General features: G+C 65.2%; 21 protein-coding genes. 6 read left to right on the top strand and 15 right to left on the bottom strand.

Features of this window, described 5'->3' with window-relative positions; translation table 11 throughout:
• Nucleotides 1-291 precede the first annotated feature (291 nt).
• From ACNJ7K_RS26315 to ACNJ7K_RS26295, 5 genes are read right to left on the bottom strand one after another with little or no spacing between them, the layout of a single operon-like run.
• Entirely contained in the window at nt 292-2,271 is a 1,980-nt protein-coding gene (locus ACNJ7K_RS26315; protein WP_487042531.1) for a flavin-containing monooxygenase, read from the bottom strand.
• Nucleotides 2,268-3,929, bottom strand: a complete 1,662-nt coding sequence (locus ACNJ7K_RS26310; RefSeq protein WP_487042530.1) for a flavin-containing monooxygenase — start codon at nt 3,927-3,929, stop codon at nt 2,268-2,270. Before ACNJ7K_RS26310 ends, ACNJ7K_RS26315 begins: the two co-directional genes overlap by 4 nt.
• Entirely contained in the window at nt 3,926-4,837 is a 912-nt protein-coding gene (locus tag ACNJ7K_RS26305; protein ID WP_487042529.1) for a VOC family protein, read from the bottom strand. The genes ACNJ7K_RS26310 and ACNJ7K_RS26305 overlap by 4 nt, the downstream gene beginning before the upstream one ends.
• A 27-nt stretch (nt 4,838-4,864) precedes the next feature.
• Nucleotides 4,865-6,049 carry an acyl-CoA dehydrogenase family protein gene (locus ACNJ7K_RS26300; RefSeq protein WP_487042528.1) on the bottom strand — a complete coding sequence of 395 codons (1,185 nt, stop codon included), beginning with the start codon at nt 6,047-6,049 and terminating at the stop codon, nt 4,865-4,867.
• Between the two features lie 40 nt (nt 6,050-6,089).
• A complete protein-coding gene (locus ACNJ7K_RS26295; RefSeq protein ID WP_487042527.1) occupies nt 6,090-7,289 on the bottom strand; it encodes a 3-ketosteroid-9-alpha-monooxygenase, oxygenase component in 1,200 nt (399 codons plus the stop codon).
• 244 nt (nt 7,290-7,533) lie between these two features.
• On the opposite strand from ACNJ7K_RS26295, the gene ACNJ7K_RS26290 reads away from it, so the two are divergent.
• Nucleotides 7,534-8,274: an IclR family transcriptional regulator gene (locus tag ACNJ7K_RS26290; RefSeq protein ID WP_487042526.1), complete on the top strand. Its 741-nt coding sequence runs from the start codon at nt 7,534-7,536 to the stop codon at nt 8,272-8,274.
• Nucleotides 8,275-8,339: 65 nt separating this feature from the next.
• Here the strand turns inward: ACNJ7K_RS26290 and ACNJ7K_RS26285 are convergent, their stop codons facing one another.
• Together ACNJ7K_RS26285 and ACNJ7K_RS26280 are read right to left on the bottom strand one after the other, a co-directional pair.
• Nucleotides 8,340-8,741, bottom strand: a complete 402-nt coding sequence (locus ACNJ7K_RS26285; protein WP_487042525.1) for a VOC family protein — start codon at nt 8,739-8,741, stop codon at nt 8,340-8,342.
• Nucleotides 8,738-9,496 carry an SDR family NAD(P)-dependent oxidoreductase gene (locus tag ACNJ7K_RS26280; protein WP_487042524.1) on the bottom strand — a complete coding sequence of 253 codons (759 nt, stop codon included), beginning with the start codon at nt 9,494-9,496 and terminating at the stop codon, nt 8,738-8,740. The genes ACNJ7K_RS26285 and ACNJ7K_RS26280 overlap by 4 nt, the downstream gene beginning before the upstream one ends.
• Nucleotides 9,497-9,616: 120 nt before the next feature.
• Between ACNJ7K_RS26280 and ACNJ7K_RS26275 the strand changes: the two genes are divergently transcribed.
• Genes ACNJ7K_RS26275 through ACNJ7K_RS26255 form a run of 5 tightly spaced genes read left to right on the top strand, consistent with a single transcriptional unit; the run spans nt 9,617 to nt 14,722 of the window.
• A complete protein-coding gene (locus ACNJ7K_RS26275) occupies nt 9,617-10,429 on the top strand; it encodes an enoyl-CoA hydratase-related protein (protein ID WP_487042523.1) in 813 nt (270 codons plus the stop codon).
• A complete protein-coding gene (locus ACNJ7K_RS26270) occupies nt 10,426-11,583 on the top strand; it encodes an acyl-CoA dehydrogenase family protein (protein WP_487042522.1) in 1,158 nt (385 codons plus the stop codon). The genes ACNJ7K_RS26275 and ACNJ7K_RS26270 overlap by 4 nt, the downstream gene beginning before the upstream one ends.
• Complete coding sequence (locus tag ACNJ7K_RS26265) at nt 11,580-12,680, top strand: acyl-CoA dehydrogenase family protein (protein WP_487042521.1); 1,101 nt, start codon at nt 11,580-11,582, stop codon at nt 12,678-12,680. Before ACNJ7K_RS26270 ends, ACNJ7K_RS26265 begins: the two co-directional genes overlap by 4 nt.
• The gene (locus ACNJ7K_RS26260; RefSeq protein ID WP_487042520.1) at nt 12,677-13,984 is read left to right on the top strand and encodes a CaiB/BaiF CoA transferase family protein; all 1,308 of its coding nucleotides are present in this window, start codon (nt 12,677-12,679) and stop codon (nt 13,982-13,984) included. The genes ACNJ7K_RS26265 and ACNJ7K_RS26260 overlap by 4 nt, the downstream gene beginning before the upstream one ends.
• Nucleotides 13,985-14,017: 33 nt before the next feature.
• A complete protein-coding gene (locus tag ACNJ7K_RS26255) occupies nt 14,018-14,722 on the top strand; it encodes a GntR family transcriptional regulator (RefSeq protein ID WP_487042519.1) in 705 nt (234 codons plus the stop codon).
• 66 nt (nt 14,723-14,788) lie between these two features.
• Here ACNJ7K_RS26255 and ACNJ7K_RS26250 read toward each other — a convergent pair whose 3' ends face one another.
• The 8 genes from ACNJ7K_RS26250 to ACNJ7K_RS26215 all read right to left on the bottom strand — a co-directional run bounded on the left by ACNJ7K_RS26250 (nt 14,789) and on the right by ACNJ7K_RS26215 (nt 24,244).
• Nucleotides 14,789-16,069: an NAD(P)/FAD-dependent oxidoreductase gene (locus ACNJ7K_RS26250; protein ID WP_487042518.1), complete on the bottom strand. Its 1,281-nt coding sequence runs from the start codon at nt 16,067-16,069 to the stop codon at nt 14,789-14,791.
• A gap of 1 nt (nt 16,070) precedes the next feature.
• Nucleotides 16,071-16,391: a 2Fe-2S iron-sulfur cluster-binding protein gene (locus ACNJ7K_RS26245; RefSeq protein WP_487042517.1), complete on the bottom strand. Its 321-nt coding sequence runs from the start codon at nt 16,389-16,391 to the stop codon at nt 16,071-16,073.
• Between the two features lie 9 nt (nt 16,392-16,400).
• Entirely contained in the window at nt 16,401-17,651 is a 1,251-nt protein-coding gene (locus ACNJ7K_RS26240) for a cytochrome P450 (protein WP_487042516.1), read from the bottom strand.
• A 40-nt stretch (nt 17,652-17,691) separates the two neighbouring features.
• Nucleotides 17,692-18,597 (bottom strand): SDR family NAD(P)-dependent oxidoreductase, encoded by a 906-nt coding sequence (locus ACNJ7K_RS26235; protein WP_487042515.1) that lies wholly within the window; start codon nt 18,595-18,597, stop codon nt 17,692-17,694.
• Between the two features lie 34 nt (nt 18,598-18,631).
• Entirely contained in the window at nt 18,632-19,579 is a 948-nt protein-coding gene (locus ACNJ7K_RS26230; RefSeq protein ID WP_487042514.1) for an SMP-30/gluconolactonase/LRE family protein, read from the bottom strand.
• 160 nt (nt 19,580-19,739) lie between these two features.
• Nucleotides 19,740-20,552: an SDR family NAD(P)-dependent oxidoreductase gene (locus tag ACNJ7K_RS26225; RefSeq protein WP_487042513.1), complete on the bottom strand. Its 813-nt coding sequence runs from the start codon at nt 20,550-20,552 to the stop codon at nt 19,740-19,742.
• Between the two features lie 126 nt (nt 20,553-20,678).
• The gene (locus tag ACNJ7K_RS26220) at nt 20,679-21,449 is read right to left on the bottom strand and encodes an ABC transporter ATP-binding protein (RefSeq protein ID WP_487042512.1); all 771 of its coding nucleotides are present in this window, start codon (nt 21,447-21,449) and stop codon (nt 20,679-20,681) included.
• Entirely contained in the window at nt 21,446-24,244 is a 2,799-nt protein-coding gene (locus ACNJ7K_RS26215; protein WP_487042511.1) for an ABC transporter permease subunit, read from the bottom strand. Before ACNJ7K_RS26215 ends, ACNJ7K_RS26220 begins: the two co-directional genes overlap by 4 nt.
• Nucleotides 24,245-24,255 lie beyond the last annotated feature (11 nt).

Raw genomic sequence — 24,255 nt, 5'->3', positions numbered from 1 at the left:
CGCGAAGTTTCGCGGCGGGGCCGTTTCCGTGCTTTCAGTGCAGTCGCGGCAGATTCGGTCCGGAAGGCAGGTCGAGGTGCGTTTCGGTGAGTACACTTCGCGCGACCGCGCGATCGATACTGTCCCGAAGCGCGTTGCACTCCCGGCGGTGGACTCCGGTGGCCGGGTCGCCCTGGGAGATCACCGGGCACTCCGACGTATCGGATTCCCACTGGACCGACGTATGAGCAGGGCTGAACTTCTCGACCAGCACCCCGAGTCCACATCGGTCACAGGCCAGTTCCTGCATTGTCATGACGGACCTTCCCGACCCTCCGCCGGCGCCGAGAACTCGAAATGCTCGGGGTTCGGCGCGCGCAGCAGGGTCCAGTAGTCGACCAGCCGCCACGGACACGGCACGACAGCGCGCCCCTCACTGTTCCGGTAGTAGCCGTTGGTCTCCGTACCGGGATGCACCCACACGGTCTTGTCCAGCGCCTCGTCGACCTTGCGGTTGTACTGTTCGAGCACGTCCTGTCGCACGTCCATCGCATCGTGCCCGTTCTCCACGAGGTACTGCAGGCACTCGACGATGTAGTGGACGTGTTCCTCGCTGAGAATGTTGTGGCCTGCACCGTGGTTGGGCGCCGAGTTCGGTCCCGCAGTGACGAACAGATTCGGGAAGCCGGACACCTGGATTCCCAGATATGCGCGGGGGTCGTCGCCGCCCTTCCACTCCTCGGCGAGGGTACGTCCGCCCACCCCGACGATGTCGATCGACGTCGTGAACTCCAGTTTGAAGCCGGTCGCGAGAATGATGACGTCGGCCGGCACGAACGTGCCCTCGGTGGTGATCACGCCCTTCGGTGTCACTTCCCGGAACGATGCTCGATGCAAGGTCGCATGGTCACGCGTGAGTGCCGCGTAGAAGCCCGGGTCCTTGACGATCCTCTTGCTGTAGGGGCGGAAGTCCGGTGTCAGCTTCTCTACCAGCTCCGGACGATCCGGGAAGTGGGTACGCAGATGGTTCAACGCCGTCTGGAGCACCATCTCGTTGGCCGGTGAAGCGGAGAAATGCGTCTTCGCCCATTCCGGATCGATGCGCGGCATCACGTAGAGGTTGTCCGAGGCGAACCAGTACGAACGCAGTCGGAACCACTCGTGATACCGCGGAAGGTGTGCCAGCGCCCACTTCTCCCCGTCCGGGACCTCGTTCACGACAGCCTTTTCCGGCACGATCCAGTGCGGCGACCTGACCACGACGTCGAGCGTCTTCACCTGGTCGACGATGCTCGCGACCACCTGGACGGACGTGCACCCGGTGCCCAGCACGACGACCCGTTTACCGGTGAGGTCGAGGGTGTCGTCCCACTCGGCGGTGTGCACGATGGTGCCGCCGAACGTATCCATACCCGCGACATCCGGAATGTTCGGTGAATTGAGCATCCCCAACGCTGTCACGACGGCCTTCGCGCGGTGCACCTCGCGAGTTCCGTCGGCGGACTCGACGGTGACCTCCCATACGTGCTGATCCTCGAGCCATCGCGCGGACTGCACCTTCGTGCGGAACGAGATGTGCTCGGCGAGCCCGTAGGTGTCGACGACACCCTTCAGATACTTCTGGTACTCGGTACCGGTCGGATAGTACTTGGACCAATCCGGGTTCAGCGCGAACGAGTACGAGTAGTAGTGGCTGGGCGTGTCGACGGCAGCACCGGGATAGGTGTTACGCGACCAGGTTCCGCCGATCTCGTCGCGTGCTTCGAAGATGCGATAGGTGAAGCCGGCCTCGCCGAGCTTGATCGCTGCGTTGATGCCGACGATCCCGGCACCGATCACGATGACGGAGAATTCCGGCGACGGCTTCCGTGTGACCGGGACGCAGCGCTCGGAGAGGACGAAACCGGCCTGCTCGCGGAGAATCGGAACGAATTCCTCGTCGACCCGCTCCGAGGTCGCAACGGCAGCCATGCGCAGGAACAGCTCGGGGTCGGGAACACCGAGCCGATCTTGCGCATCCGGCGTGAGCACTTCGTGGGCGCGCTCCCGGATGTCCGCGATCACGTCGTCCGGATACTGTCCCGGAGGTGTCACCGGCCGCGTTCCGGTGCGGTAATGGTTGCCCGGTTCTGTGATCGTCAGGCGCGGTGCGAACTCGTCCAGCAGTGCGACGTCGCCGGTCGCGTGCACCATCGACATCAACAGGGGCGCCGGATCGCACACGTCGATGGCAGCGTGCAGACGGGCTTCGCGCTCCCCTATATCCGCATTGGCAGAGATGGTCTCGGTCACAGCCGTGCTCCCTTCGAAGAATCTGCGGCGGAGGTCCCGAGTGCCCTTCGGTCGACGATCTCGAATCCCTTGTACCCGGCTGCCGCGATCTCGGCGCAGATATTGCCGTAGTTCGCGAAACCGCCGATGTACGGCATGAAGACCCGGGGCTTGCCGGGAATATTGGCACCCATGTACCAGGAGTTCGCCGACGGGAACAGGGTTCCCGCAGCCTTCTCGTTGCACTCGGCGATCCACTCGTCGACGGCCTGCGCCGTCGGTTCGATCGAAGCCGCGTCGTGCGCGTCGAGATGGTCGAGGCAGTCGGAGATCCAGTCGACCTGCTGCTCCGCCATCAGCACCATGTTCGCGAGCACACTCGGGCTTCCTGCGCCGACCATGAAGAACATGTTCGGGAAACCGTGGGACGCGAGCCCCAGATAGGTACGCGGTCCTGCAGACCATTCCTTGCGGAGGGTACGTCCCGCGCGGCCCCGGATATCGATGCGTGCGAGCGCACCCGTCATGGCATCGAACCCCGTGGCGAACACGATCATGTCCAGCGGATAGTGCTGTTCGCTCGTGCGCACCCCGTCTTCGGTGATCTCCACAATCGGTGTGGCTCTCAGGTTCACGAGCGTGACGTTGTCGCGGTTGAAGGTCTCGAAGTACCCGTCGTCGGTAACGATGCGCTTCGTCCCGATGGGATGATCGGTCGGAATGAGTTGCTTGGCGATCTCCGGATCCTTCACCATCTCGCGGATCTTCGCCTCGACGTACTCGCGCGCGCTGTTGTTGGCCTCGATGCTGGTCGTCTGATCGGGGAACGCTTTCGCGAACAGATAGCCGCCGCGCTGCCACCATTCGTCGTACACTCGGCGGCGCTCGGCTTCGTCGACCTCCATCGCGCCCTTCGGGTACGGAGTGAACGGCGTGCCCCCACCGCTCATTCGCGCCAGACGCCGTCGCTCCGAATAGGAAGCCTTGACCTCGGCGATCTGCTCTGCGGTGAGCGGGCGATTGCCGGCGGGGATCGAGTAGTTGGGGCTGCGTTGGAAGACGAACACGTGGTCGGCTTCCTTGGCGATCACCGGAATCGATTGGATGCCCGACGATCCCGTTCCGATCACACCCACACGTTTGCCGGCGAAATCGACAGGCTCATGCGGCCATTCACCGGTGTGGTAGGACTCACCGGCGAAGGTGTCGCGGCCGGGAATGTCGGGCCGGTTCGTGGCCGACAGCACCCCCGTGGCCATGATGCAGAATCGCGCGGTCACCGATCGTCCGGTGTCGGTGGTGACGGTCCACAGCGCCGATTCCTCGTCGTACACGGTGGAGACCACCCGTGTCAGGAACTCGAAGGCATTTCGCAGGTCGTGCCGGTCTGCGACGTGTTCGAGGTACGCAAGGATCTCTTCCTGCGTGGCGAACCGCTCGGACCACGTCCATTCCTGCTGCAGGTCTTCGTCGAAGGAGTACGAGTAGTCGATACTCTCGACGTCGCAGCGGGCACCCGGATAGCGGTTGTGGAACCAGGTCCCTCCCACTCCCGCAGCGGATTCGAAACCGTGGACGGTCATCCCGCGCTTGCGGAGCTTGTAGACGGCGTACAGCCCGGAGATGCCGGCACCGATCACGACGGCGTCGACGTCGCTCGAAGGAGTCTCGGGAATCATACTGCGGCTTCCTTCATCTGCTTGGCCCACAACCATTCGTGGCCCCAATAGCTGTCTGCGGTGATCTCTTCGGCCGTGTAGTAGGTCTCGTCGACGAGCATGCCCTCGGTGCCGTATTCGATGTCCCATCCGCCGGGAACCTGAACGTAGAACGAGACCATCTTGTCGTTGGTGTGGCGACCGAGCGTGGACGACACCGGAAAGTCCCGGGCGGTCACCTGATCCAGGGCACGACCGACTGCGTCGAGCGAGTCGACCTCCACCATCACGTGAACGAGTCCCGGATCTCGATCCTCGGGGCTGGGCATGAGAGCCAGACTGTGATGACGCTGGTTGACACCGAGGAAACGGATCCGCATCGGGTCCATACAGGGAGGCGTCGGCAGCCGGAACGCTCCGCGCGGAAGGAATTCGAGCACGTCGGTGTAGAAGTGGAACGACTCGTCGAACGCGGTGGTGGGCATGACCACGTGCCCGAGGCCTTGTGCCCCCGTCACGAACTTCTGGCCGTAGCGCGTGATGACGGGACTGTGATCGAGAGCCGGTCCGAAGAAGAACTCGAGCGGTGTACCGCCCGGGTCCTTCATGATCAGTCCGCCTTCGACTCGTCGTCGCTCGCATGTCTCGAACGGCATGGCCTCGAAGTCGTACCCCGCGGTCGTCAGCCGGTCCGCAAGGGACCGCAGAGCCGTACCGTCCCGGACCTCCCATCCGACCGCCGTGACGCGGTCGACCTCGCCGGGCTCGACGGTGATCCGAGCCGGACGTTCGTCCATACGGAAATGAAGTGCGTCGTCCTCCGGACCGCTGCCCTCCGCGAAGCCGAGCACGTCGAAGCCGAGCTCCTTCCAGCGGACCATGTCGGTGGCCTGGACACGAACGTATCCGAGTGCCTTGATCTCAGTCACAGAATTCCTTTCCAGTACGCAGAAGTGTCAGATCATCACGCGGAGAGGCCCGTCCGGAACGTCGACTCCGAGGGACGCCATGGCCGACGCGTGGTAGGTGGTACTGGTCACGTGGATGGCATGGTGCAGGCCGGCGTGTGCATCGCGCCAGAAGCGTTGCAGGGGATTGTCGACCCGGAGCGCGTTTCCTCCGGACCGGTCGAAGATCTCGTCGGCCGCGCGGACCGCGCGCCATGCGGAGCGCACCTGATTGCGCCGTGACGTGGCACGGGTCTCGAAGTCGACCTCCTTGCCGGCGTCGACGATGTCCCAGATGCGGTCGACATTCGAAAGGAGTTGTTGCCGGGCCGCGTCGATTTCGGCGGCTGCCTCCCCGAGGGCGTGCAGTACGTACGGATCGTCCTTGATGGCGGTTCCGGCAGCACCGACACGGCTGCGCTGATAGTCGATACCGGCGGCGAGTACACCTTCGCAGATTCCGATGGTGGCGGAGGTGATGCCGAGGGGGAACATCGTCGACCACGGCATCCGGTACAACGTTTCGGTGACGCCGTATTCCTTGGCGGCTGTCCCGTCGATTACGTCCTGGCCCTTCATCACCCGGTAATCCGGGATGAATGCGTCCTTGACGACGATGTCCTTGCTTCCGGTGCCGCGGAGACCGACGACGTCCCATGAGTCGTCGATGATCTCGTAGTCGGAGCGCGGCAGGATGACGTGCAGACCGACCGGCGGCATGATCGGCTTTCCGTCCTCGTCACCGACCATTGCGCCGAGGAAGATCCACTCGCAGTGGTCGGTTCCGGACGAGAACTGCCACCGGCCCGACATCCGGTAGCCACCGTCGACGGGAACTGCGATACCCCCGGGCATGTAGGGCGACGCCTGCCAGGTATCGGCATCGGTACCGAGCACCTCGTCCTGAACCTTGGGGTCGGCGAACGCAAGCTGCCACGGGTGGACACCGACGATTCCTCCGACCCATCCCGCAGAACCGTAGATGCTCGCGGTCTTCATCACCGTCTCGGCGAACTCGCGCGGGTGCGCCTCGTAGCCGTTGTACTTCTTCCGCTGGAGCAACCGGATGATCCCGGTTTGCCGCAGGCCTGTGGCCATACGGTTCGTCAGTCGGCCGAGTTCATCGGAATCGTGCGCCTCCGCACGGATCTCGTCGGCAATTGCGACGATGTTGTCGAGCACTTCGTAACTCATGGTTTCTCCCGGAGGATCGGTAGTAGTGCGGAATTTCGGGTCAGGATCCCGATTCGGCGGAGGCCGTCTCACGAGCACGAGTGAGGTTCGGCGCGAAGGCACTGCGCCCGGCGGCGACGTTCTCGTCGACTTCGGCCTGCCAGTTCGTCAGGGCGCGCTCGGTGTCGATCTCGTACTCGAAACGGTTGACCATCTCGGGTCGGATGTCGTCGACGTCGACGTAGAACTGCTCGTACCACCGGCGTAGCTGGTAGACGGGACCGTCCTCCTCGCACAGAAGAGGGTTGTCGATCCGCGACTTGTTCTTCCAGATCTCGACGTCCTGTTCGAATCCGATCGCGATGCCCTTGGCGACGGCCTGAGCGATCTGCTCCGCCTCTTCCGCGGGCACTCCCTCCGGCCGCTCCACGATCACTCCGTACTGCAGACGGAAAGCGGTCGGCGAGATCGGATAGTGGCAGTTGATCAGGTAGATGTTCGGCGCTTCTTCGGGATCGCGACCGGGACTCCACAACTTGTCGATCATGTACGACGGACCGTAATAGGTTGCGTCGGACATGTTTTCGGAACTGTAATTGGTGGTCTGGCTGACACCGACTGCATCGGCTCGGGGCCGCGACCGCATCACCTGGGTCGCCGTATGACCTTCGAAGACGTTGCGGAAATAGGTCGGCATTCCGTAGTGGACGTAGAAGAAGTGCGCCATGTCGACGACGTTGTCCACGATCTCACGGCAATGGGATCCGGTCACCTCGATCGAGTTCCACACCCAGTCGGTCCAGCCGGGATCGCCGTAGGTGGGAATTTCAGGAATGGCCAGCTCTGCCGGCGGCTTGCTGCCCTGCGGATCGTGCCACACGAAGAGCTGACCGCTCACTTCCGCCACCGGCCACGCCCGTGTGCGGGCGAGCGGGGGGACCCGACGGGCGTAGGGAATCGCAGCGCACTTGCCGTCACCGCGCCAGCGCCAGTCGTGGAACGGACAGGCAATGGTGTTGCCCTTGACAGTCCCCTGTGCCAGGTTCCCACCCATATGCCTGCAGTAGGCGTCGAGGACGTTGATCTTGCCGTCCTCACCCGCGAACACCACGAGAGCCGTCCCGAACGCGTCGACCTGATGAGGCTTGCCGTCCGCGAAGTCGCGCACGAGCCCCAGGCAGTGCCAACCTCGTGCGTACCGCTCCGGCGGTGTGCCGGCATCGATGATGCGAACCTGATCTTCGGTGTCTATGGAATCCACGGTGCCTCCTGGTCGGCCGATCGCGACAAACTCGCGCGTCGCACAATGACCAGGATCGAGAACCCGGACGCCGCTGTGATGTCCGTCTCCCGCAGAACGGGAGGGTAGTTTCGACGGAAGGAGGGGCGCCTGGCACGGTTTGCCCATGCTTGCCGCGCTCGGCACATCGCAGGTACCGTGACGCGCGTCACACCGGGGGTGTCAGGAGGAAGAATTGAGTACGTCACGCAGTGATGGTCTGCCCGTGTCCGTGGTGGACCGGATCTCCCTGGTTCTCGAGGCATTGAGCACGGGCCCGATGACGCTGGCCAAGGTCACGGCACGCACCGGACTTCCGAGGTCCTCGGCGCACCGCCTGCTGGAACAGCTCGCGACTGCCGGCTGGTTGGCCAGATCGCCCGAACAGACATACGAGCTGGGGGTGAAGGCATACGAGATGGGCCAGGCGGCGCTCAATCAGAACCGCCTTCTCCATCATGCGCGTCCCCTCATGCATGCATTTGCGCACCGGACCGGATTCACGGTGCAGCTGGGAGTCGTGGACCATGGGGATACCGTCTATCTGGTCAAGGTGAACGGACGCGCATCGGGCGCGACGCCGACGGCTGTCGGCCAGCGCGTGCCGGCGCACCTGACGGCCCTGGGCAAGGTCATCATGGCGTACTCGACCGTCTCGGCCGGATCCACGCCCGACAGGGCTCGAACCGACTCGGCGACTACGCCTTCGGCGACGCTCCGGTTCGACAACGAGATGGCGCAGGTGCGTGATCGCGGTGCCGCGTTCGACCGCGGTGAGGCGTTCCCCGGCACAGCCTGTGTGGGGGTGTCCATCGGTCCTCCCGATCACATGTACGGGAACCTTGCAGCGCTGTCGGTGTGTGCTCCCGTGAGCGTGCTGGATCATCAGAAGATGATCGGCCCCTTGCGAGTTCTGGCCGGTGAGATCTGGCAGCGTTGTGTCGCAACGGATCTTTCGCGGCAGTGAGCGACGAGCGGCTGTCGCGGGCCATGAGCATCCCGCGACAGCCGCCCTCCCTCGGCAAGGTCGTGTCAGTTGCGCTGTACGAACTCCACCAGGTAGCCGTCGGGATCGCGAACTGTGCCGATCACCATTCCATAGGCCTCGAGCTCCGTTACCGGTGTCTCCTCGACGCCGCCGTGGTTACACGCGTCGGCCATCGCCCCCGTGACGTCATCGGTGTTCAACACGATCTTGACGAACATGTTGCCGTGCTCCGGTGAGAGCCGCGCGTCACCGTTCGTCGGCAGGACGAGTTCGAGACCTGCAGCGCCGGCCCGGACGATCGACGCCCGGAAGGCCGGGGTCTCCAGATCCTTGTCGTGCACGAATCCGCATCCCCGGATATAGAACTCGGTCGATCTTTTCAGGTCGGCAACTCTGAGCGCGGTGAGCGAGAGCACCGTCTGCGCATCCGGATTCCGCACGGTCATCGCGTCTGGGACCCGCCGTTGAAGTCCAGCGTCTGACCGGTGATTCCACCGGCCTCGTTCGAGGCCAGGTAGGCGCAGAACGCGCCGACCTCGATGGGATCACCCAAACGGCCGATCGGGATGGTCCGGAGAATCTGCTCGATCATTTCCGCACTCATCTTCTCTTCGAGGTTCTTCTGATGACCCAGCGCCACGATGTTCGCGGTGACACCGTACTGCCCGGTCTCGGCCGCCAGGTGACGGATGAACCCTTCGATGCCGCTCTTGCCCGTGGCATACATCGATTGATTGATGTTCTGACCTGTGCGCGCGGACCCCGAGGAGATCTGGACGACCCGCCCCCAGCCGGCCTCGCACATCCCGTCGAGGGCGACCTTGATGCAGTTCATCGCGCCGTAGATGTTCAGATCGATGGGGGCACGCCACTCCTCGGGCGACAGCTCGCGGAACGGTTTGATGACCCGCCCCTCCGCCACTCCGGCATTGTTGACGACGATGTCGACGTGCCCGCCGAGTTCTTTCTCCGCCGCGCGTACACGGCCGAGGACTGTGTCGTAGTCGGTGACGTCGAACGCCGATGCGACGGCCACGTTTCCCTCTTCGACGATCGCGGCGGCGACCTTCTCCGCACGTTCCGCGAAGAGATCGTTGACGATGACCGAGGCGCCCTGCCGTGCAAGAACCTTCGCGATTCCCTCACCGACACTCTGACCCGCTCCGCTGACCAGCGCGATACGTCCCTCGAGACTGAACACAGGTACTCCTTCCCGTCGACATTCGACGAATCGTGGTGTGGCCCAGTGCACAGCAGTACACCGTTTTTTGTCAACCAATATTGGATCCAATAAGCGCATCGGATCTGCTACGGTCACCGCATGACCCAGATCTCACCCGATTCGGACCCGGGTGCAGGCCCGGCCGAGCCGATTCTCTGTTCCGTCACAGATGGCGTCGCCCGCCTCACCCTGAACAATCCGCGCCGCAAGAACGCGATCACCCTGGACATGGCCGCCGAGATCGCAGCCTTCTGCGACCGGGTCGAATCCGACACGACAATCGGTGCCGTGGTGGTCGATGCCAATGGCAGCTACTTCTGCAGCGGCGCCGATACGCGCGACCTCGCATCCTCTTCTGCCGATCCGGCATCTCCCGAAGCAGTGCGACGCACGTCGGCGGTCTACAACGCCTTCGTGCGAGTCGGCTCGCTACCGGTACCCACGATCGCCGTCGTGATCGGCGGCGCCGTGGGAGCAGGCCTGAACCTCGCCATGGCCGCCGACATCATGGTGGTCACGCCGGACACCGTCCTCGACAGCGGATTCTCCGCCCGCAACATCCATCCCGGAGGCGGCCACATCTCGCTGCTGGGACGGGCGATGGGTTGGCCGGGGGCGATCGCGCTCGCAGCATGCGGGCAGTCCCTGACCGGGGCCGAAGCCGTCGCGCGAGGACTCGCCTACACCGCTGTGGCCGCCGAGGACATACCGGCCACCGTCGAGGAGCTCACCCGCACGGCCGCCGCTGATCCCGAACTGACGCGACGCATCATGACGAGCGCACGCCTCGAACTGGGGCCGCCCGCCGTGAGCTGGGAATCGGCACTGGAGATCGAACGCGGCGTGCAGATGTGGTCGATGGCTCGCAAGGGCCGGGCGTCCTGGTCGTCGCGCGGACCGGGCCGCTCATGACCGCCACCCACACGGAAGACCTCGACGAGATGGAGTCACGTCTCGACGCTCTCCGCACCGAGGTACGGGCCTTTCTCGCCCACGAGATCGCCACGGGCGCATTCGCACCCGACATCGACAGCTGGATGACCGGATTCGACCCCGGTTTCAGTACGCGTGTGGCCGAACAAGGTTGGCTGGGCATGACGGTCCCCGTCGAATACGGCGGACACGGACGCAGCCCGCTCGAGCGTTTCGTCGTCAGCGAGGAGATGCTCGCGCACGGCGCTCCCGTCGCCGCACACTGGATCGCCGACCGGCAGATGGCGCCGAGCATCCTCGCCAACGGTTCGGAGGAGCAGAAAAAACGGTATCTTCCGGAAATCGCCTCGGGCCGTGCCTTCTTCGCCATAGGCATGAGCGAACCCGACGCAGGATCCGATCTGGCCGCGGTGCGCACCCGCGCCGTCGACAACGGCAGTTCGTGGACGATCACCGGAACCAAGGTCTGGACGACCGGTGCCCACCTCGCGCACGCGATGGTGCTGCTCGCCCGCACCAACGGACAACCGGGCGATCGCCACGAGGGCCTGTCCCAGTTCGTCGTCGACCTCCCGCATCCCGATATCGAGATCCGGCCCCTGCGGAGTATCGACGGACAGGCCCATTTCAACGAGGTCGTCTTCCACGGCGCGCAGGTGCCTGCGTCGGCTCTGCTCGGCAGGCGCGGAAACGGCTGGGCACAGGTCATGGGCGAACTCGCGTTCGAACGTTCCGGACCCGAGCGCTATCTGAGCACGATGCCTCTCCTGCGAGCATGGGCAGCCCACCTCGCAGCGACCGGGGCCACTGCCGAACAGCGGCAGACATTGGGCACTCTCACCGCACGCGCGTGGGCGCTGCGCCGCATGTCCTTGCAGGTCGCAGCCGAACTGACGGCCGGCCGTAAGCCGGATGTACTCGCTGCGATGGTGAAGGATCTGGGGTCGACCTTCGAAGGTGATCTGGTCGAAGCCGTGCGAGCCTCGAGCGGTCTCGTCGCCCGGCGCAGTGGAACCGATCCGCTCGCGCGCATGCTGGCCCACAGCGTTCTGCATACACCCGTGTTCACCCTCAGGGGTGGTACCAACGAAATTCTGCGCGGGATCGTCGCGCGCGGATTGGGGGTTCGATGAGCGAGTTGACGACCGAGCTGACCGCGGCCACCGCTGCGATCGTCGAGCGTGTCGGAGTCGATCCGCAAACGCCGTCGGAAGGCGTGTCCGAAGAGCTCTGGAGGCATCTCGTCGACGGCGGTTTCGCCACCGTCGGCGTGCCCGAAGCGGCAGGTGGGGGTGGCGCGACACTCGGCGACGCACTCGCGGTCGTGGCGACCGCAGCGAGGCACGGCGCAGTGGTGCCCCTCGTCGAGCACGGCATCCTCGCAGCTTGGCTCGCAGCCACCGCGGGGTACGTATCGACCTCGGAGTTCGCGACCGCGGCAGTAGGTGATGTGCACTGCTCGATCCGCCGCGACGGCGACGCCCTGCTGTTCGACGGCACGGTGACGGGTGTCCCCTATGCGGCCGATGCGGACACTCTCGTCGTGGTCCTCCCCCCGGAATCCGGTGCGGACGGTTCCTCCGTCGCCGTCCTACCCATGTCGGGGAGCGGCGCCGAGGTATCGGCCGACACCGATCTGATCGGAGTTTCCTACGCCGACATCGTTTTCCGGGATACGCCGGTGGTCTTCCACGGAAGTTCACCGGTGCCCCTCGCCGAATTCCTGCACCGTGGCGCTCTCGCCTACGCAGCTGCCACAGCGGCTGCGGCCGCGGCGGTACGGGATCACACCGTTCGCTATGCGTCCGAGCGCATCCAGTTCGGTCGTTCACTCGCGAAATTTCAAGCCGTTCAGCAACAACTCGCTCGGCTCGCCGCCCGGACCACGATGATGGAGGTCGCCGTCGACGCCGCGATCGCCGCGCACGACGATCCGGCGATCGGCCGGCTCGCGGCAGCAGCCGCGAAAGTGGTCACCGCGATGTCCGCGCACTCCGTGGCTGCCGCCGGCCATCAGATCCACGGCGCCATCGGCACCACCTCCGAACATCGTCTCGGCCGTTTCACCACTGCATTGTGGAGCTGGCGGGACCGGTTCGGCTCCGAGCAGTTCTGGGCGGAAGATCTGGCGAGCCGGATACTGGACGACGGCATCGACGTCTGGGATGTCGTGACCGGAACCCGCGCGCAGGACGACAGCACACAGACCACGGACAGGAACCCGGTATGAGCCTCTCCCCTCCCCCAGGAAACACGACCGCACCGACGACCGTCGACGACGCTTCCGTGATCGACGGTCGCGCCGCGTGGCGAGCGGCCGATCGGAACCCCGGGATCGGTGCGCTCGCCGGGCTCCGAGTTCTCGACCTCAGCAGAGTGCTCGCCGGTCCGTATACGGCTCAGACCCTCGCCGACCACGGCGCCGAGGTGATCAAGGTGGAAGCACCGTCGGGCGACGAAACCCGCGGTTGGGGTCCGCCTTTCGACGATTCGGGCGAGAGCAGCGCATACTACGCCGGCCTCAATCACAGCAAGGACAACATCTGTCTCGATCTCCGGACGGATGCGGGCCGCGAGGTGCTCTCGCACCTGCTGCGCGGCGCCGACGTGGTGATCGAGAACTTCAAAGCCGGCACGATGGCCCGTTGGGGTTTCGACTACGAGACCGTGCTGGCCGAGGAGAACCCCCGCCTGGTGTACTGCAGAGTGACCGGCTTCGGAGTCGACGGTCCGATGGGCGGCCTACCCGGATACGACGCGGTTCTGCAATCCTTCGGTGGCTTGATGAGCGTCAACGGATATCCCGACGGCAATCCGCTGCGCGTCGGCGTTCCGATCGTCGATATCGTCGCCTCACACATGGCGGTCAGCGGCATCCTGCTCGCATTACGGGAGCGGGACAGCAGCGGTCGCGGACAGCTCGTCGACATCACGCTTCTCGACTCGGTGATCTCGCTTCTACACCCCCACGCAGCCAACTGGGTCTCCAGCGGGAAGGTGCCTCGACGTACCGGCGACTACCATCCGACGGTCGTGCCGTACCAGGTGTTCGCCGCCCTCGACGGCGACTTCTTCGTCAGCGCGGCCAACGACCGGCAGTTCCGCTCCTTGGTCACCGTCCTCGGCAGACCGGACCTCGCCGATGATCCACGATTCGTCTCCAACGGCGTGCGTTCGCAGAACCGCGACGACCTCGCTGCTCTGCTCGGTGAACTCATCGCCGGGTGGAAACGCGACGACCTCGCGGCCGAACTCGAACGCGCCGGCGTCGCCGCCAGCCCGGTCAACACCGTCGACCAGGCCCTGACCGCTCCCCAGACCGTTCACCGTGGGCTCTTCATCGACACCGTCGACTATCGTGGCCTGGGTGTGCCGATCAAGCTCGGACGAACCGCGACACGCATACCCCGGACTGCAGTTCCCCTCGGAACGGACACCGCGGCGGTGCTCCACTCGATGGGGTACGGCACGGAGGCCGTCGACACGCTGCGTGCCGCGGGCGCGTTGGGGCGTTCACAGCCGACCCGGCCGTAGACGACTCGGAGCGAGACTGCAGGAAGGAGCGAGGTGAGCCGACGATCGACGCAGGCAGGTGACAGTGCCGGAACCGGTGCTTCCCCGGCAGTTCGCGGCGCCGAATGGGTCGCGACCGAGATCGAGCGGTTGATCGTCACCGGCGACCTGCTGCCCGGCCAGCCGGTCCGGCAGGAACTGATGGCCGAGCGCCTGGGAGTCAGCCGGCTTCCCATCCGGGAAGGACTCCGCCAGCTCGCCTCGCAAGGTCTCGTCGAACACCGTCGCAACGTCGGGTACGCGGTCGTCAGGCTCGAACAGTCCGAGTTCGATCAGATCTACCTGATGCGCCATGCCCTCGAGCGGGAGGTACTGGCGTCCCTTCCGAAGTTCGACGCCGACGCGCTCGCCGAGATCCGCATGCTGGGCGAGCGCGTCGCGAAGGCGGCGGAACGCGGGGACCTGCTCGAGATGCGCCTCGCGAACCAGGACTTCCACTTCGCGATGTTCGACCGCTCCCCGTTGCGCCTCGTCGTGTCGGAGATCCGCCGATTGTGGCGTCTCGCGATGCCGTATCACGCGGCCTATCTCTTCGACGCCGAAGTGCGACGACGCGTGATAGCCGAACACGACGCCATGATCGACGCCCTGGCCGACCACGACAACGAGCGCCTGATCGCGTTGATGAACGAACACCGGCGCGGAGGCGAGGCGGGGACGAACATGCTGCTGCGGAACACCACCCGCGAAGGCTCGTAACGCGCACCTTCCACAGATGACGACCGGCTCGGCGCGTATGCACGCCGGGCCGGTTCGACAGTCGGCTCATGCCGAACGGACGGCGCTCAACAGCTTCTTCAACGGAACCGTCTCGTCCGCGAACAGTTCTCGAGGCGGGCGGTACCCGCGCGCGAGCGCCGACCGCAACGCTACGAAGTCGGCAGGCGCGTTGACACATTCGGCAGCGAGCAGCCGGTCGTCCTCGAAGTAGAGTGCGACACGGCGACGCGGCTTGCTCGGATCGGTGCGGACCAGCACATCCGTGTGGCCACCGACCAGTCCGACGATCTGCAGCTTCCACGATCCCTGGTCGGACCAGAACCACGGCACCGGCCGTTCGGCCGCCTCGTTTCCGAGCAACGTCGCGGCTGCCACCTCGGCCTGCTCGGTCGCATTGTCGACGGATTCGAGACGGAACCGTGCTCCTTCGTTCGTCTCCTGTACGGTGCAGTCGCCGATGGCGAGGATGCGCCCGTCCGAGGTCGAACACCGCTCGTCCACCACGATGCCACGATCGCAGGTGAGTCCGAGTTGCTCGGCGAGGTCGGTGCGCGGTTCCGCGCCGACACCCACGAGCACCGTGGCTGCGCCGATCTCACGACCGTCGTCGAGACGGACCGCACGAATTCGATCACCGTCGAGTGCGATCTCGACGGGTTTCGAATCGAGATGGACGTCCACGCCCATCTCTCGGTGTGCCGCGAGCAGGAACTCGGCCGTTCCCGCTCCGACAGCACGGCCCATCAACTGCGGGCCCGCCTCGACGACCGTGGCCGAGACACCGAGGCCTCGCAGCGTGGCGGCCACCTCGAGCCCTACGAAACCACCTCCGACGACCACCACCGGCCCGGCAGCAACACGTTCCGCCAGCCGGCGTGCGTCGTCGAGTGCGCGCAGCACCAGGACATCCGGATGATCGGAACCCGGGACGGCCAATCGCCGCGCCCGCGCGCCGGTGGCGAGCACGAGTCGATCGAACGTACGCGTCTCGACGGACCCGTCGGACTGCTCCAGATGCAGAGCGACGCCATTGCCCTCACGCTCGGCCCGGCGGACCGTCGTACCCAGCAGAATTTCGATCTCGTTGTCCGAGTAGTAATTCGCGGAACGCAGCGCCAGCTGGTCCGGCGTCGCTTCACCCTTCAGCCACGCCTTCGACAGCGGTGGCCTCTGGTAGGGCAGATGCGTCTCGTCACCGACCAACGTCAGCTGTCCCGTATACCCTCCGAGCCTGAGCCGATCGGCCAGGTGCACCGCCGCGTGTGAGGCACCGACGACGACCACGCTGCGTGGCCGGTCGTCGGTGCTCGTACCGTATCCGGTCATCTCACGCCTGCTCGTCCGGGATCGTCACGTGCAGGTCCACACCCTCGCGGAGGATCAGCTGGCAGGACAGGCGTGACGAATCCTCACGATCACTGGCGGTGCAGTCCAGCATGTCGTCCTCGTCCTCCGACGGAGCCTCGAAATGGCGGTGGTCCTCCTCGGCGAGGTAGACATGGCAGGTCGCGCACGACAGCGAACCTCCGCACTGCCCGACGATTCCGGACACCCCGTTGCGGACCGCCGTCGACATCACCGAATCACCTGCCACCCCGTCGATCACGCGCTCGGTGCCGTCGGGCTGGACATAGAAGACTTTGGGCATGTCGGATCCCTACCAGGTCACGGGGAGATCGACGATGGGCTGGGTGAGGTTGTCGTCGTCCACCACTGCCTCGCCGGCGAGCCTGAGGGACGGGAGTCGCTTGAACAATTCGGTGATCGCGACCTGCATCTCCATCCGCGCCAGTGGCGCACCGAGGCAGTGATGCAACCCGTAGCTCAGCGTCAGATGCGGATTGTCCTTCCGGCGTACATCGAAGGTTCCGGGATCCGTGACGGCGATGCCGTCGTGATTGACCGAAGCCGGATCCACGAGAACTGCTTCGCCCTCGGCGATGACCTGGCCGTCGATCTCCACGTCCTCGGTGGCGACGAACGGAACGAGCCCACCGCCTCCTGCGACGGTGTCGTAGATGGACATACGGCCGTTGCGGAGGATCTCCTCGACCGCCGTGGGGGCCACGGCGTCGACATCCTCGAGAAGAACCGCCAGCTGGTCGGGGTTCTTCAGGAGCGACAGGACCCCGGAGCAGATGAAGTTCGCCGTGTTGTCGAATCCTGCAACGATCAGGATCATCGCGATGGGGAGGATTTCGCCGTCGGTGAGCGAATCGTCCTTGTCCGGCGCGTTGGCCAGATCGCTGAGGAGATCCTCCCGGGGATTCTTGCGCCGGTCCTCGATCAGCGCGGTCAGATACATGAAGAGCTCGGTCATGTTCTGCACGACCTCGTCCTCGGGCATGTTCGCCACCGCGAGCGTGGCGGCACTCCACTTCTGGAACTTCGGTCGGTCCTCCGGCGGAACGCCCAGCAGGTTGGACAGCATCTGGATCGGCAATGCCACGGCATAGTCGTTCACCAGATTCGCCGAGTCACCCTTGGCGACCATGGCGTCGATGAGCTCGTTCGCGAACTCGACCGCCGATTCCCGCATGGCGCGCACACGCTTCGGCGAGATCGACTTCTGTACGAGCTTGCGAAGCTTGGTGTGGTGCGGCGGATCCTCGAACTGGATCGTGGACTTCAGGAAGTCCGGGAACTCCACGAAGTAGGGCACGGCCCGCTCACCGGTCCGGAAGGGCTTCCGAACGAAACGGGGATCGCTGAGCATGTCTCGCGCCGCAGCGTTCCGGTGGATGACCCAGACGTCGCCACCGATCGGCATCGTCATCTTGGTCATGGGCCGATCGGCCGAGATAGCGACATACCGCTGGACGGCGTCCTGCGGCGGGACGGGCGCGAACGGGTAGGAAGTATCGACCACCCGATCGGTGGGAGTCGTGGAGGTTTCCGTTGAGCTCACTGTAATTCTCCTGGGGCTGAACCGATGTCGTGAGTCTTGCTCAGGACGAGGCGGGAAATTCCGCCGGGGCGACGACCTGTGGCACGGCATCGGCGGTGATCGCCATGATGTCCTCGAACCGCTCGGCCACGGTCTCCACCGTCAAGCCGGGATCGTGGATGCCCACCGTGTTGACCAGAGCGAGACGATTGACGATGCCTCCGGCGACGTTGAACACCTCACCGGTGACCGTGCAGTCCGGATGGACGAGATATGCCGCGACGGGCGCGACGTGCTCGGGACGCAACTGCGTGCGCATGTACTCCATCACCTCGGGCGACAGAGTGTCCGCCGAGGCCTCGGCCATCCTCGTACCCGCGCCGGGAGCGATGGCGTTGACCTTCACACCCGATGCCAGGCCTTCGACCGCCAGGTTGCGGGTGAGACCGAACAGCGCGCCCTTCGATCCGCCGTAGTGCGACATGTCGGGATTGCCCAGCATGGCCTGGGAAATGGTGTTGACCACGCGGCCGGCCGGCGACTTCAGCAGGTGCGGCCACGCCGCGCGGCACAACCGGAGCGCACCGAAGTAGTGGACGTCGAGATGCCGCTGGTACTCCTCGTACGGAACCTCGTCGAACCGCCCGGTTCGCACGATCCCTGCGTTGTTGATGACGGCGTCGAGACGACCGAACTCCGACACAGCGATGTCGACGAGAGCGTTGGCTCCGTCCTCCGTGGCGACGTCGGCGGCACATGCCACGGCGCGTCCACCTGCCGCGGTGATTGCCGCGACGACCTCCGTGGCCGGGTCGTCTCCATCTACTCCGGAACCGTCGATGGTGGCTCCGAGATCCCCGACGACCACTGCGGCACCACGAGCGGCGAGCAGTTCGGCGTGGGCGCGGCCGATTCCGCGGCCCGCTCCGGTGATCACGACCACCCGGTCGCTGAAATCCAATGTCATAGCTTGTCCTCGAATGTGGTGGGAAGAACCGGAGTCAGGGACGAGTGTCGCCGCCACCGATGGAAACGTCGGCGGTCCAGATGGTCCCCAGCGCTTCCCGTGCGGACTTCTCGAAATCGAAAACTTCGACACCGACCGTCATGTAGAGCGTGGTGCGGTCGGGACCACCGAGCAGGCAGGCCGAGGCGACACCGTTCTCGAGCGGGACCGGAACGGCGTCCGTCATGCCGTCCTCGGTGAAGCGGGCTACGTAACCGCTGCCGGGCATCGCCGCCCACACGCCGCCCTCGGCATCGAGCCCGATCCCGTCGGGAAGGAACGGGCAGGCGGCGAACGGACGCGGATTGGACAGCGATCCGTCGGCGGCACGATCGATGACCGTCAGCCTCTGCGCCGTCACCTCCGCAGTGAAGACCTTCGTCCCGTCCGCGCTGATGGTAATACCGTTGGCGCACAGCAGAGGACCCACCTGATCTGCGGTGGATGCGGTCCCGTCGGGCTCGACGACGATGATCGGGGACGCCACCGGCTCGGCGCCCGCGAAGAGGTCGAAGCCGAGTTGGGTGACGTACGCGCGTCCGTCCGCATCGACCACCATGTCGTTGATGGGAGCCGGAGCGAAGGCCGAGACATCGGCATACACCTCGAGGTCGTCGGGTCCCTTCCCGCCGTGAACGAGGACGAGCTTCTCGCGCATGGAGGTGACGATCAGCCGACCGTCCGGGAGCCATCCGAAACCGCCGAGGTGGATCGGCACGTCCGTCCCTTCACGCCGGCCCGAAGCGTCCACCACGACCGTCGCGTTGCCGTCGGCATCGAGGGCTTTCAATGTCGCGGTGTACATGTCGGTGAACCAGAAGGTTCCGTCGTGCCAGCGCGGGCACTCGGGCCACGAGAATCCGCTCGCGATCCTGCGGGGTTCGACGATGCGCGCCTTCGCCTCTGCGACAGCGGCGGCGGTGTCGGCAACTACGTTGGTCATGTCGTGCCTTCCAGTGAGAGGGACCGGGCAGGTGTCCTGCGGTGGTTCTGCCAACGCGACGAGGACGACCCGAAGGGGCCGTGAACTACGTCACAACTGCGTTCATGAGGGACCCTAGGTCCCGGAAAATCGCCTGTACGGGGTGCATCCCGCTGAGCGGTCAGCTTCCTTCCGGGTGCGTCCGGAGCACACTCTTCATCTGCCTGGCGACGAGATTCGTCGTCCACCGGGGCACGAGACGGACGAGTCGGTCGAGGACGTTCGCGTCCTGGCCGATGACCACGCGGAAGCTGCCCTTCTCCATCCCGGAGACGATCAGCTCCGCCGTCCGCTCGGGCGTCGTCGCACGCACCTTACGACCACCCGCGTCGATCATCTTCACACCCGAGTTGCCGCTGAGATTCGTACTGATGTTGCCCGGGAAAACCGTCGTGACCACCACACCGGTATCCGAGAGTTCCTGGTACAGGCCCTCGCTGAACTGTTTGACCGCCCCCTTAGAGGCGCTGTAAACCGTCTGTCCGGCAAACGGGACGAGACCGGACAGGCTGGCGATGTTCACCAGCGAGGCCTCCGGTCGCTGCCGGAGCTCGGGCACGAACGCCAGGCACATGTTGACGACACCCCAGAGATTGACCTGCAGAACACGTTCGATCTCGCTCCGTTCGAGCTCGAGAACCGGGACGAACCGGTGGATGACGCCGGCAATGTTGACGAGGCCGTCGATCCGTCCGTGTTCGGCGAGGACGGCTGCGGGCAACGCATCCACCGCCACCCGATCCGTGACGTCCACGACGTGCAGCGAGACCTGTGCGCCCCGGTCACCGGCGAGCACCTGCGTCTCGCGCAACCACTCTCCTTTCAGATCGACGAGCGCGACCCTGGCTCCCCGCTCGAGCAACGTCAACGCTGTCTGTCGTCCGATACCGTTGCCGGCTCCCGTGACGACGACGACCTTCCCGCCCAATCGCATGCGACACCTTTCCCTGTCCGGTGGCGCACCACGCGACACCACCCGTCTCTTCGTCTACCGGCCAGACGTCCTCGGATGTTCGGAGCCGACCGCACAGCGGGAGACCGAATGTGGTTCGTCTTCGGATCACGTGTCCGCGGTGGCCCGGCTCTCCTTGCCGTTGTGCTGCACGGAGCCGTCGTTCTGCACGGAGCCCAGGTAGGCATGTTCGATCCGGCCGGGATCCGCCGCGAGAGTCGCTGCTGCCTCCGAGAGCACCACCGACCCGTGCACCAGCACGGCGGCACGGTCGGCGACGTCGAGAGCAAGGCGCACGTGCTGTTCGACGAGGAGCACGGACATCTCCCGTTCCTCCACCAACCGCCGTAGCACCGATAGGATCTCGTCGACGATCACGGGTGCGAGGCCCATACTCAGTTCGTCGATCAGCAGAACCTTGGGCCGCTGGAGAATCGCCCGGGCGATGGCCAGCATCTGTTGCTCGCCCCCCGACAGGCGACCTGCGGCCACACGAAGCCGCTTTTCCAACGCGGGAAAGTACTCGAGCATCTCGTCGACGGCGCTGGAACGGCGACGGCGATCGTGTACTGCGAGCCGGACGTTGTCGGTCGTGCTCAGTTCCCGGAAGAGTGCACGGTCGTCGGGGACGAGCACCATTCCCGAACGCACGGCATCACGCGGCCGGCCCGGCACCACATCGAGTCCGTCCACGACCACGTCGCCACCGAACCGGGGTATCAGCCCTGCGAGGGAGAGCAACAACGTGGTCTTACCGGCTCCGTTCGGTCCGAGCAGGCAGGTGATCGTCCCCTTCTCCACTCGCAGGTCGACCTCCCGGACACAGGGACGCTGCGGCAGGTAACCCGTCGAGAGATTCCGAATCGTCAGTCCGCTCACGAGAGCGCCTCCTGGGGATCATGAGTCGGTGCGGCGGCCGACTCGGGAATCGCGTCGTGCCCGGGAGCCGCCGGATCCGGAGGGAGACCGAGATAAGCGCTGATCACAGCTTCGTCGGCCCGAATTTCCTCCGGTGTACCGCACGCGATCACCCGCCCCAGATCCAGGACGACGACGCGGTCGCAGATCGTGAGGACGAGTTCCATATCGTGATCGACGAGCAGGATCGACGTACCGGCGTCGCGAGCTGCGCGAAGCCGGTCACCGAGCCAGCGGCTCTCGGAGCTGTCGAGGCCTGCGGCCGGTTCGTCGAGCAGTGCCACTTTCGGCGACGAGACCAGCACGCGCGCCACCGACACCAACTGGCGCCTGCCCTGGGACAGGGTCGACACCTCGGCGTCCGCGACATCTCCGAGACCCACCGTGTCGAGGACGGTACGCACTCGCTCCGAGACCGCTACCGCGGAGGACTCGTGTCCTCTTGCCGCACCGACGGTCACGTTCTCGACGACCGACAGGTCGTCGTACAGTTCGACATCCTGGAAACTGCGGCCGAGTCCTCTCCGGCTGAGACGGTAGGGCCGCAGGTCGCTGACGTCCTCCCCGTCCAGGACGATGGCACCGGTCGCCGGAGCGAATCCGGTGACGGCGTCGATAACGGTGGTCTTTCCCGCACCGTTCGGGCCGATGAGCCCGACGATCTCTCCGGCGCGGACCTCGAAGGAAGCCCCGGACACCGCGTGCACCGCACCGTATTTCACATCGAGGTTCTGCACCGACAGGAGCGGGCCGTCCGTCTTCGACGTCGGCACCTGCGCGGCCACCGGTTCGACCTCGCGGGTGTCCGCTGTTCCGCCGAGGGACGTCTTCCGTCTCGACGGCCAGGGGATCCTTGGCAGCTTCCCGGCGATACCGTCCGGATTGACCATGATCGTGACGATGAGCAGAATTCCGCTGATCACCGCGTAGTAGTCACCGATGTGCAGGAATCTGTCGACGAGCAGGAACAACAGTCCACCCGGCGCTATGATCCCGGCCAACACTGCACCCGTGATCGACGTGATGCCGGCGATGTACATGATCGCGAACAGAGTGATTCCGAGGAACACCGTGAACGGCTCCGGTGTCGCCAGCGTCTGTTGATACGCCATGAGCGATCCGGCGAGTCCGGCAAGAAAGGCACCGATGGCGAATGCCGCCAACTTTGTTCGGGGGACGTCGATTCCGGATGCCGCGGCAGACCGCTCGTTCGCTCGGACCGCGAGCATGTCGGTCCCCAGGCGACTGCGTCGCAGCCATGCCACCCCGAGCGCCGCTGCGACGAGCACCGCCAGACACATCAGGGCGAAGGCGAGTCGTGGATAACCCTCCCCCGCACCGATCCCCAGATCGATTCCCAACAACCGCGGGCTGTCGACGGGGGCTCCCGCGACACCGCCGTTGAGTTGCGGATTCCGGAACCAGAATGCTTCCAGGAAGACCGCCAGCGCCAGCGTGACCACCGTGAGGGGCAGACCGCGCACCCGGAGAGCCGGCAGCCCGATCACGATGCCGATCACCATTGCGAACAGCGCACCGATGAGCGGCGCGAACGGGAACGGGATCCCGAGATTCGTGTTGAGGACACTGATCGAGTAGGCACCCACTCCTGCGAGCGTGAGCTGCGCCAGCGACACCTGCCCCGTATAGCCCGTGACCACCACCTGGGACAGTGCGATCACGGCGAAGATGATGCTGCTGATGATCGCGGCGCGATAACTACCTCCGGTGACGAGCAGCGCGACGACAGCGATCGCGACGGCCACGAGCGCGGGAGCGAGGATCTGCTCGGGACGAGGTGCGTGACCGAGTCTTTGGCGGACGATACTGCCGCGATCGGGCAGTGGCCGTCCTTTGAGGACGAGGAAGACGAGGATCAGCAACAGCGTGATGGCCTCCGCCGCACCTGCTCGCGGGAACCAATCGAAGGTTGCTTGCAGGTTCGTGGTCTCCGCTTGCAGCGCTCCGATCACTATTCCCGCAACCACGGTCAGCCAGATCGACCGGAAGTTCCCGACAAGGGTCGCCGCGAGGGCGGGAACGATGAACATCGAGTAGGCAACAGGATTCAGGGCCACGATCGGCGCTATGAGGATGCCACCGAGGCCGGCCACCACGGACGAGAGCGCCCAGTTGCCGAACGCGATCCGATCCGGTGAAAGACCCGTCAGATAGGCACCCTTCTCCGACTCGGCCGCCGCCTCCGTCGCGATTCCGAAGCGACTGCACCGGAACACCAGTGTGGCCACCAGAGCTATCGCGATGATCGTGGCAGCCAGCCAGATCCGGTCGGTCGGCGCTTGCCGGACGCCGATGGTGATGCTGTCGAGAGCGAAGATCGGTTCCACAGCTACGATCTCGGTTCCCACACGCAGGGCGATCAATGCCTGCAGCACGATCATCAGGCCGATGGACGCCACGGCCTTGGCGATCACCGGTGCGTCACGAAGCGGCCGGAAGATCAGTGCATAGAAGACCAGGCCGAGCAGCGCCGCGATCACGAGCGACAGGGCCATCGCCGGGGCGACCCCGAGCGGTCCACCGAGATCGACCGTTCGGGGCAGCCCCGGGATCGGGACCATCAGCTCACCCGTACGCAACAACGCATAGGTGTAGGCGGTGTAGAGGGCCACGGCACCGGTGGCGAAGTTGACGACGCCGGAACTCTTGAACGTCATCACGAGTGCCAGCCCGATTGCTGCGTACACGGCTCCGTTGCCGAGACCCAGTACGAGATAGGCAAGATGGTCGGTCATGTTGTGTCCTT

Source organism: Rhodococcus shunpengi (genome assembly GCF_048381395.1).
Classification (GTDB): domain Bacteria; phylum Actinomycetota; class Actinomycetes; order Mycobacteriales; family Mycobacteriaceae; genus Rhodococcus.
This window is presented reverse-complemented; position numbering and strand designations above follow the sequence as displayed.

Excerpts from the sequence above, each read along its gene's own strand:
- ACNJ7K_RS26215 (WP_487042511.1), bottom strand. The coding sequence starts at position 24,244 with ATGACCGACCATCTTGCCTATCTCGTACTGGGTCTCGGCAACGGAGCC.
- ACNJ7K_RS26250 (WP_487042518.1), bottom strand. The coding sequence starts at position 16,069 with ATGACCGGATACGGTACGAGCACCGACGACCGGCCACGCAGCGTGGTC.
- ACNJ7K_RS26265 (WP_487042521.1), top strand. The coding sequence starts at position 11,580 with ATGAGCGAGTTGACGACCGAGCTGACCGCGGCCACCGCTGCGATCGTC.
- ACNJ7K_RS26230 (WP_487042514.1), bottom strand. The coding sequence starts at position 19,579 with ATGACCAACGTAGTTGCCGACACCGCCGCCGCTGTCGCAGAGGCGAAG.
- ACNJ7K_RS26285 (WP_487042525.1), bottom strand. The coding sequence starts at position 8,741 with ATGACCGTGCGGAATCCGGATGCGCAGACGGTGCTCTCGCTCACCGCG.
- ACNJ7K_RS26260 (WP_487042520.1), top strand. The coding sequence starts at position 12,677 with ATGAGCCTCTCCCCTCCCCCAGGAAACACGACCGCACCGACGACCGTC.
- ACNJ7K_RS26275 (WP_487042523.1), top strand. The coding sequence starts at position 9,617 with ATGACCCAGATCTCACCCGATTCGGACCCGGGTGCAGGCCCGGCCGAG.
- ACNJ7K_RS26235 (WP_487042515.1), bottom strand. The coding sequence starts at position 18,597 with ATGACATTGGATTTCAGCGACCGGGTGGTCGTGATCACCGGAGCGGGC.
- ACNJ7K_RS26310 (WP_487042530.1), bottom strand. The coding sequence starts at position 3,929 with ATGATTCCCGAGACTCCTTCGAGCGACGTCGACGCCGTCGTGATCGGT.
- ACNJ7K_RS26270 (WP_487042522.1), top strand. The coding sequence starts at position 10,426 with ATGACCGCCACCCACACGGAAGACCTCGACGAGATGGAGTCACGTCTC.
- ACNJ7K_RS26300 (WP_487042528.1), bottom strand. The coding sequence starts at position 6,049 with ATGAGTTACGAAGTGCTCGACAACATCGTCGCAATTGCCGACGAGATC.
- ACNJ7K_RS26245 (WP_487042517.1), bottom strand. The coding sequence starts at position 16,391 with ATGCCCAAAGTCTTCTATGTCCAGCCCGACGGCACCGAGCGCGTGATC.
- ACNJ7K_RS26225 (WP_487042513.1), bottom strand. The coding sequence starts at position 20,552 with ATGCGATTGGGCGGGAAGGTCGTCGTCGTCACGGGAGCCGGCAACGGT.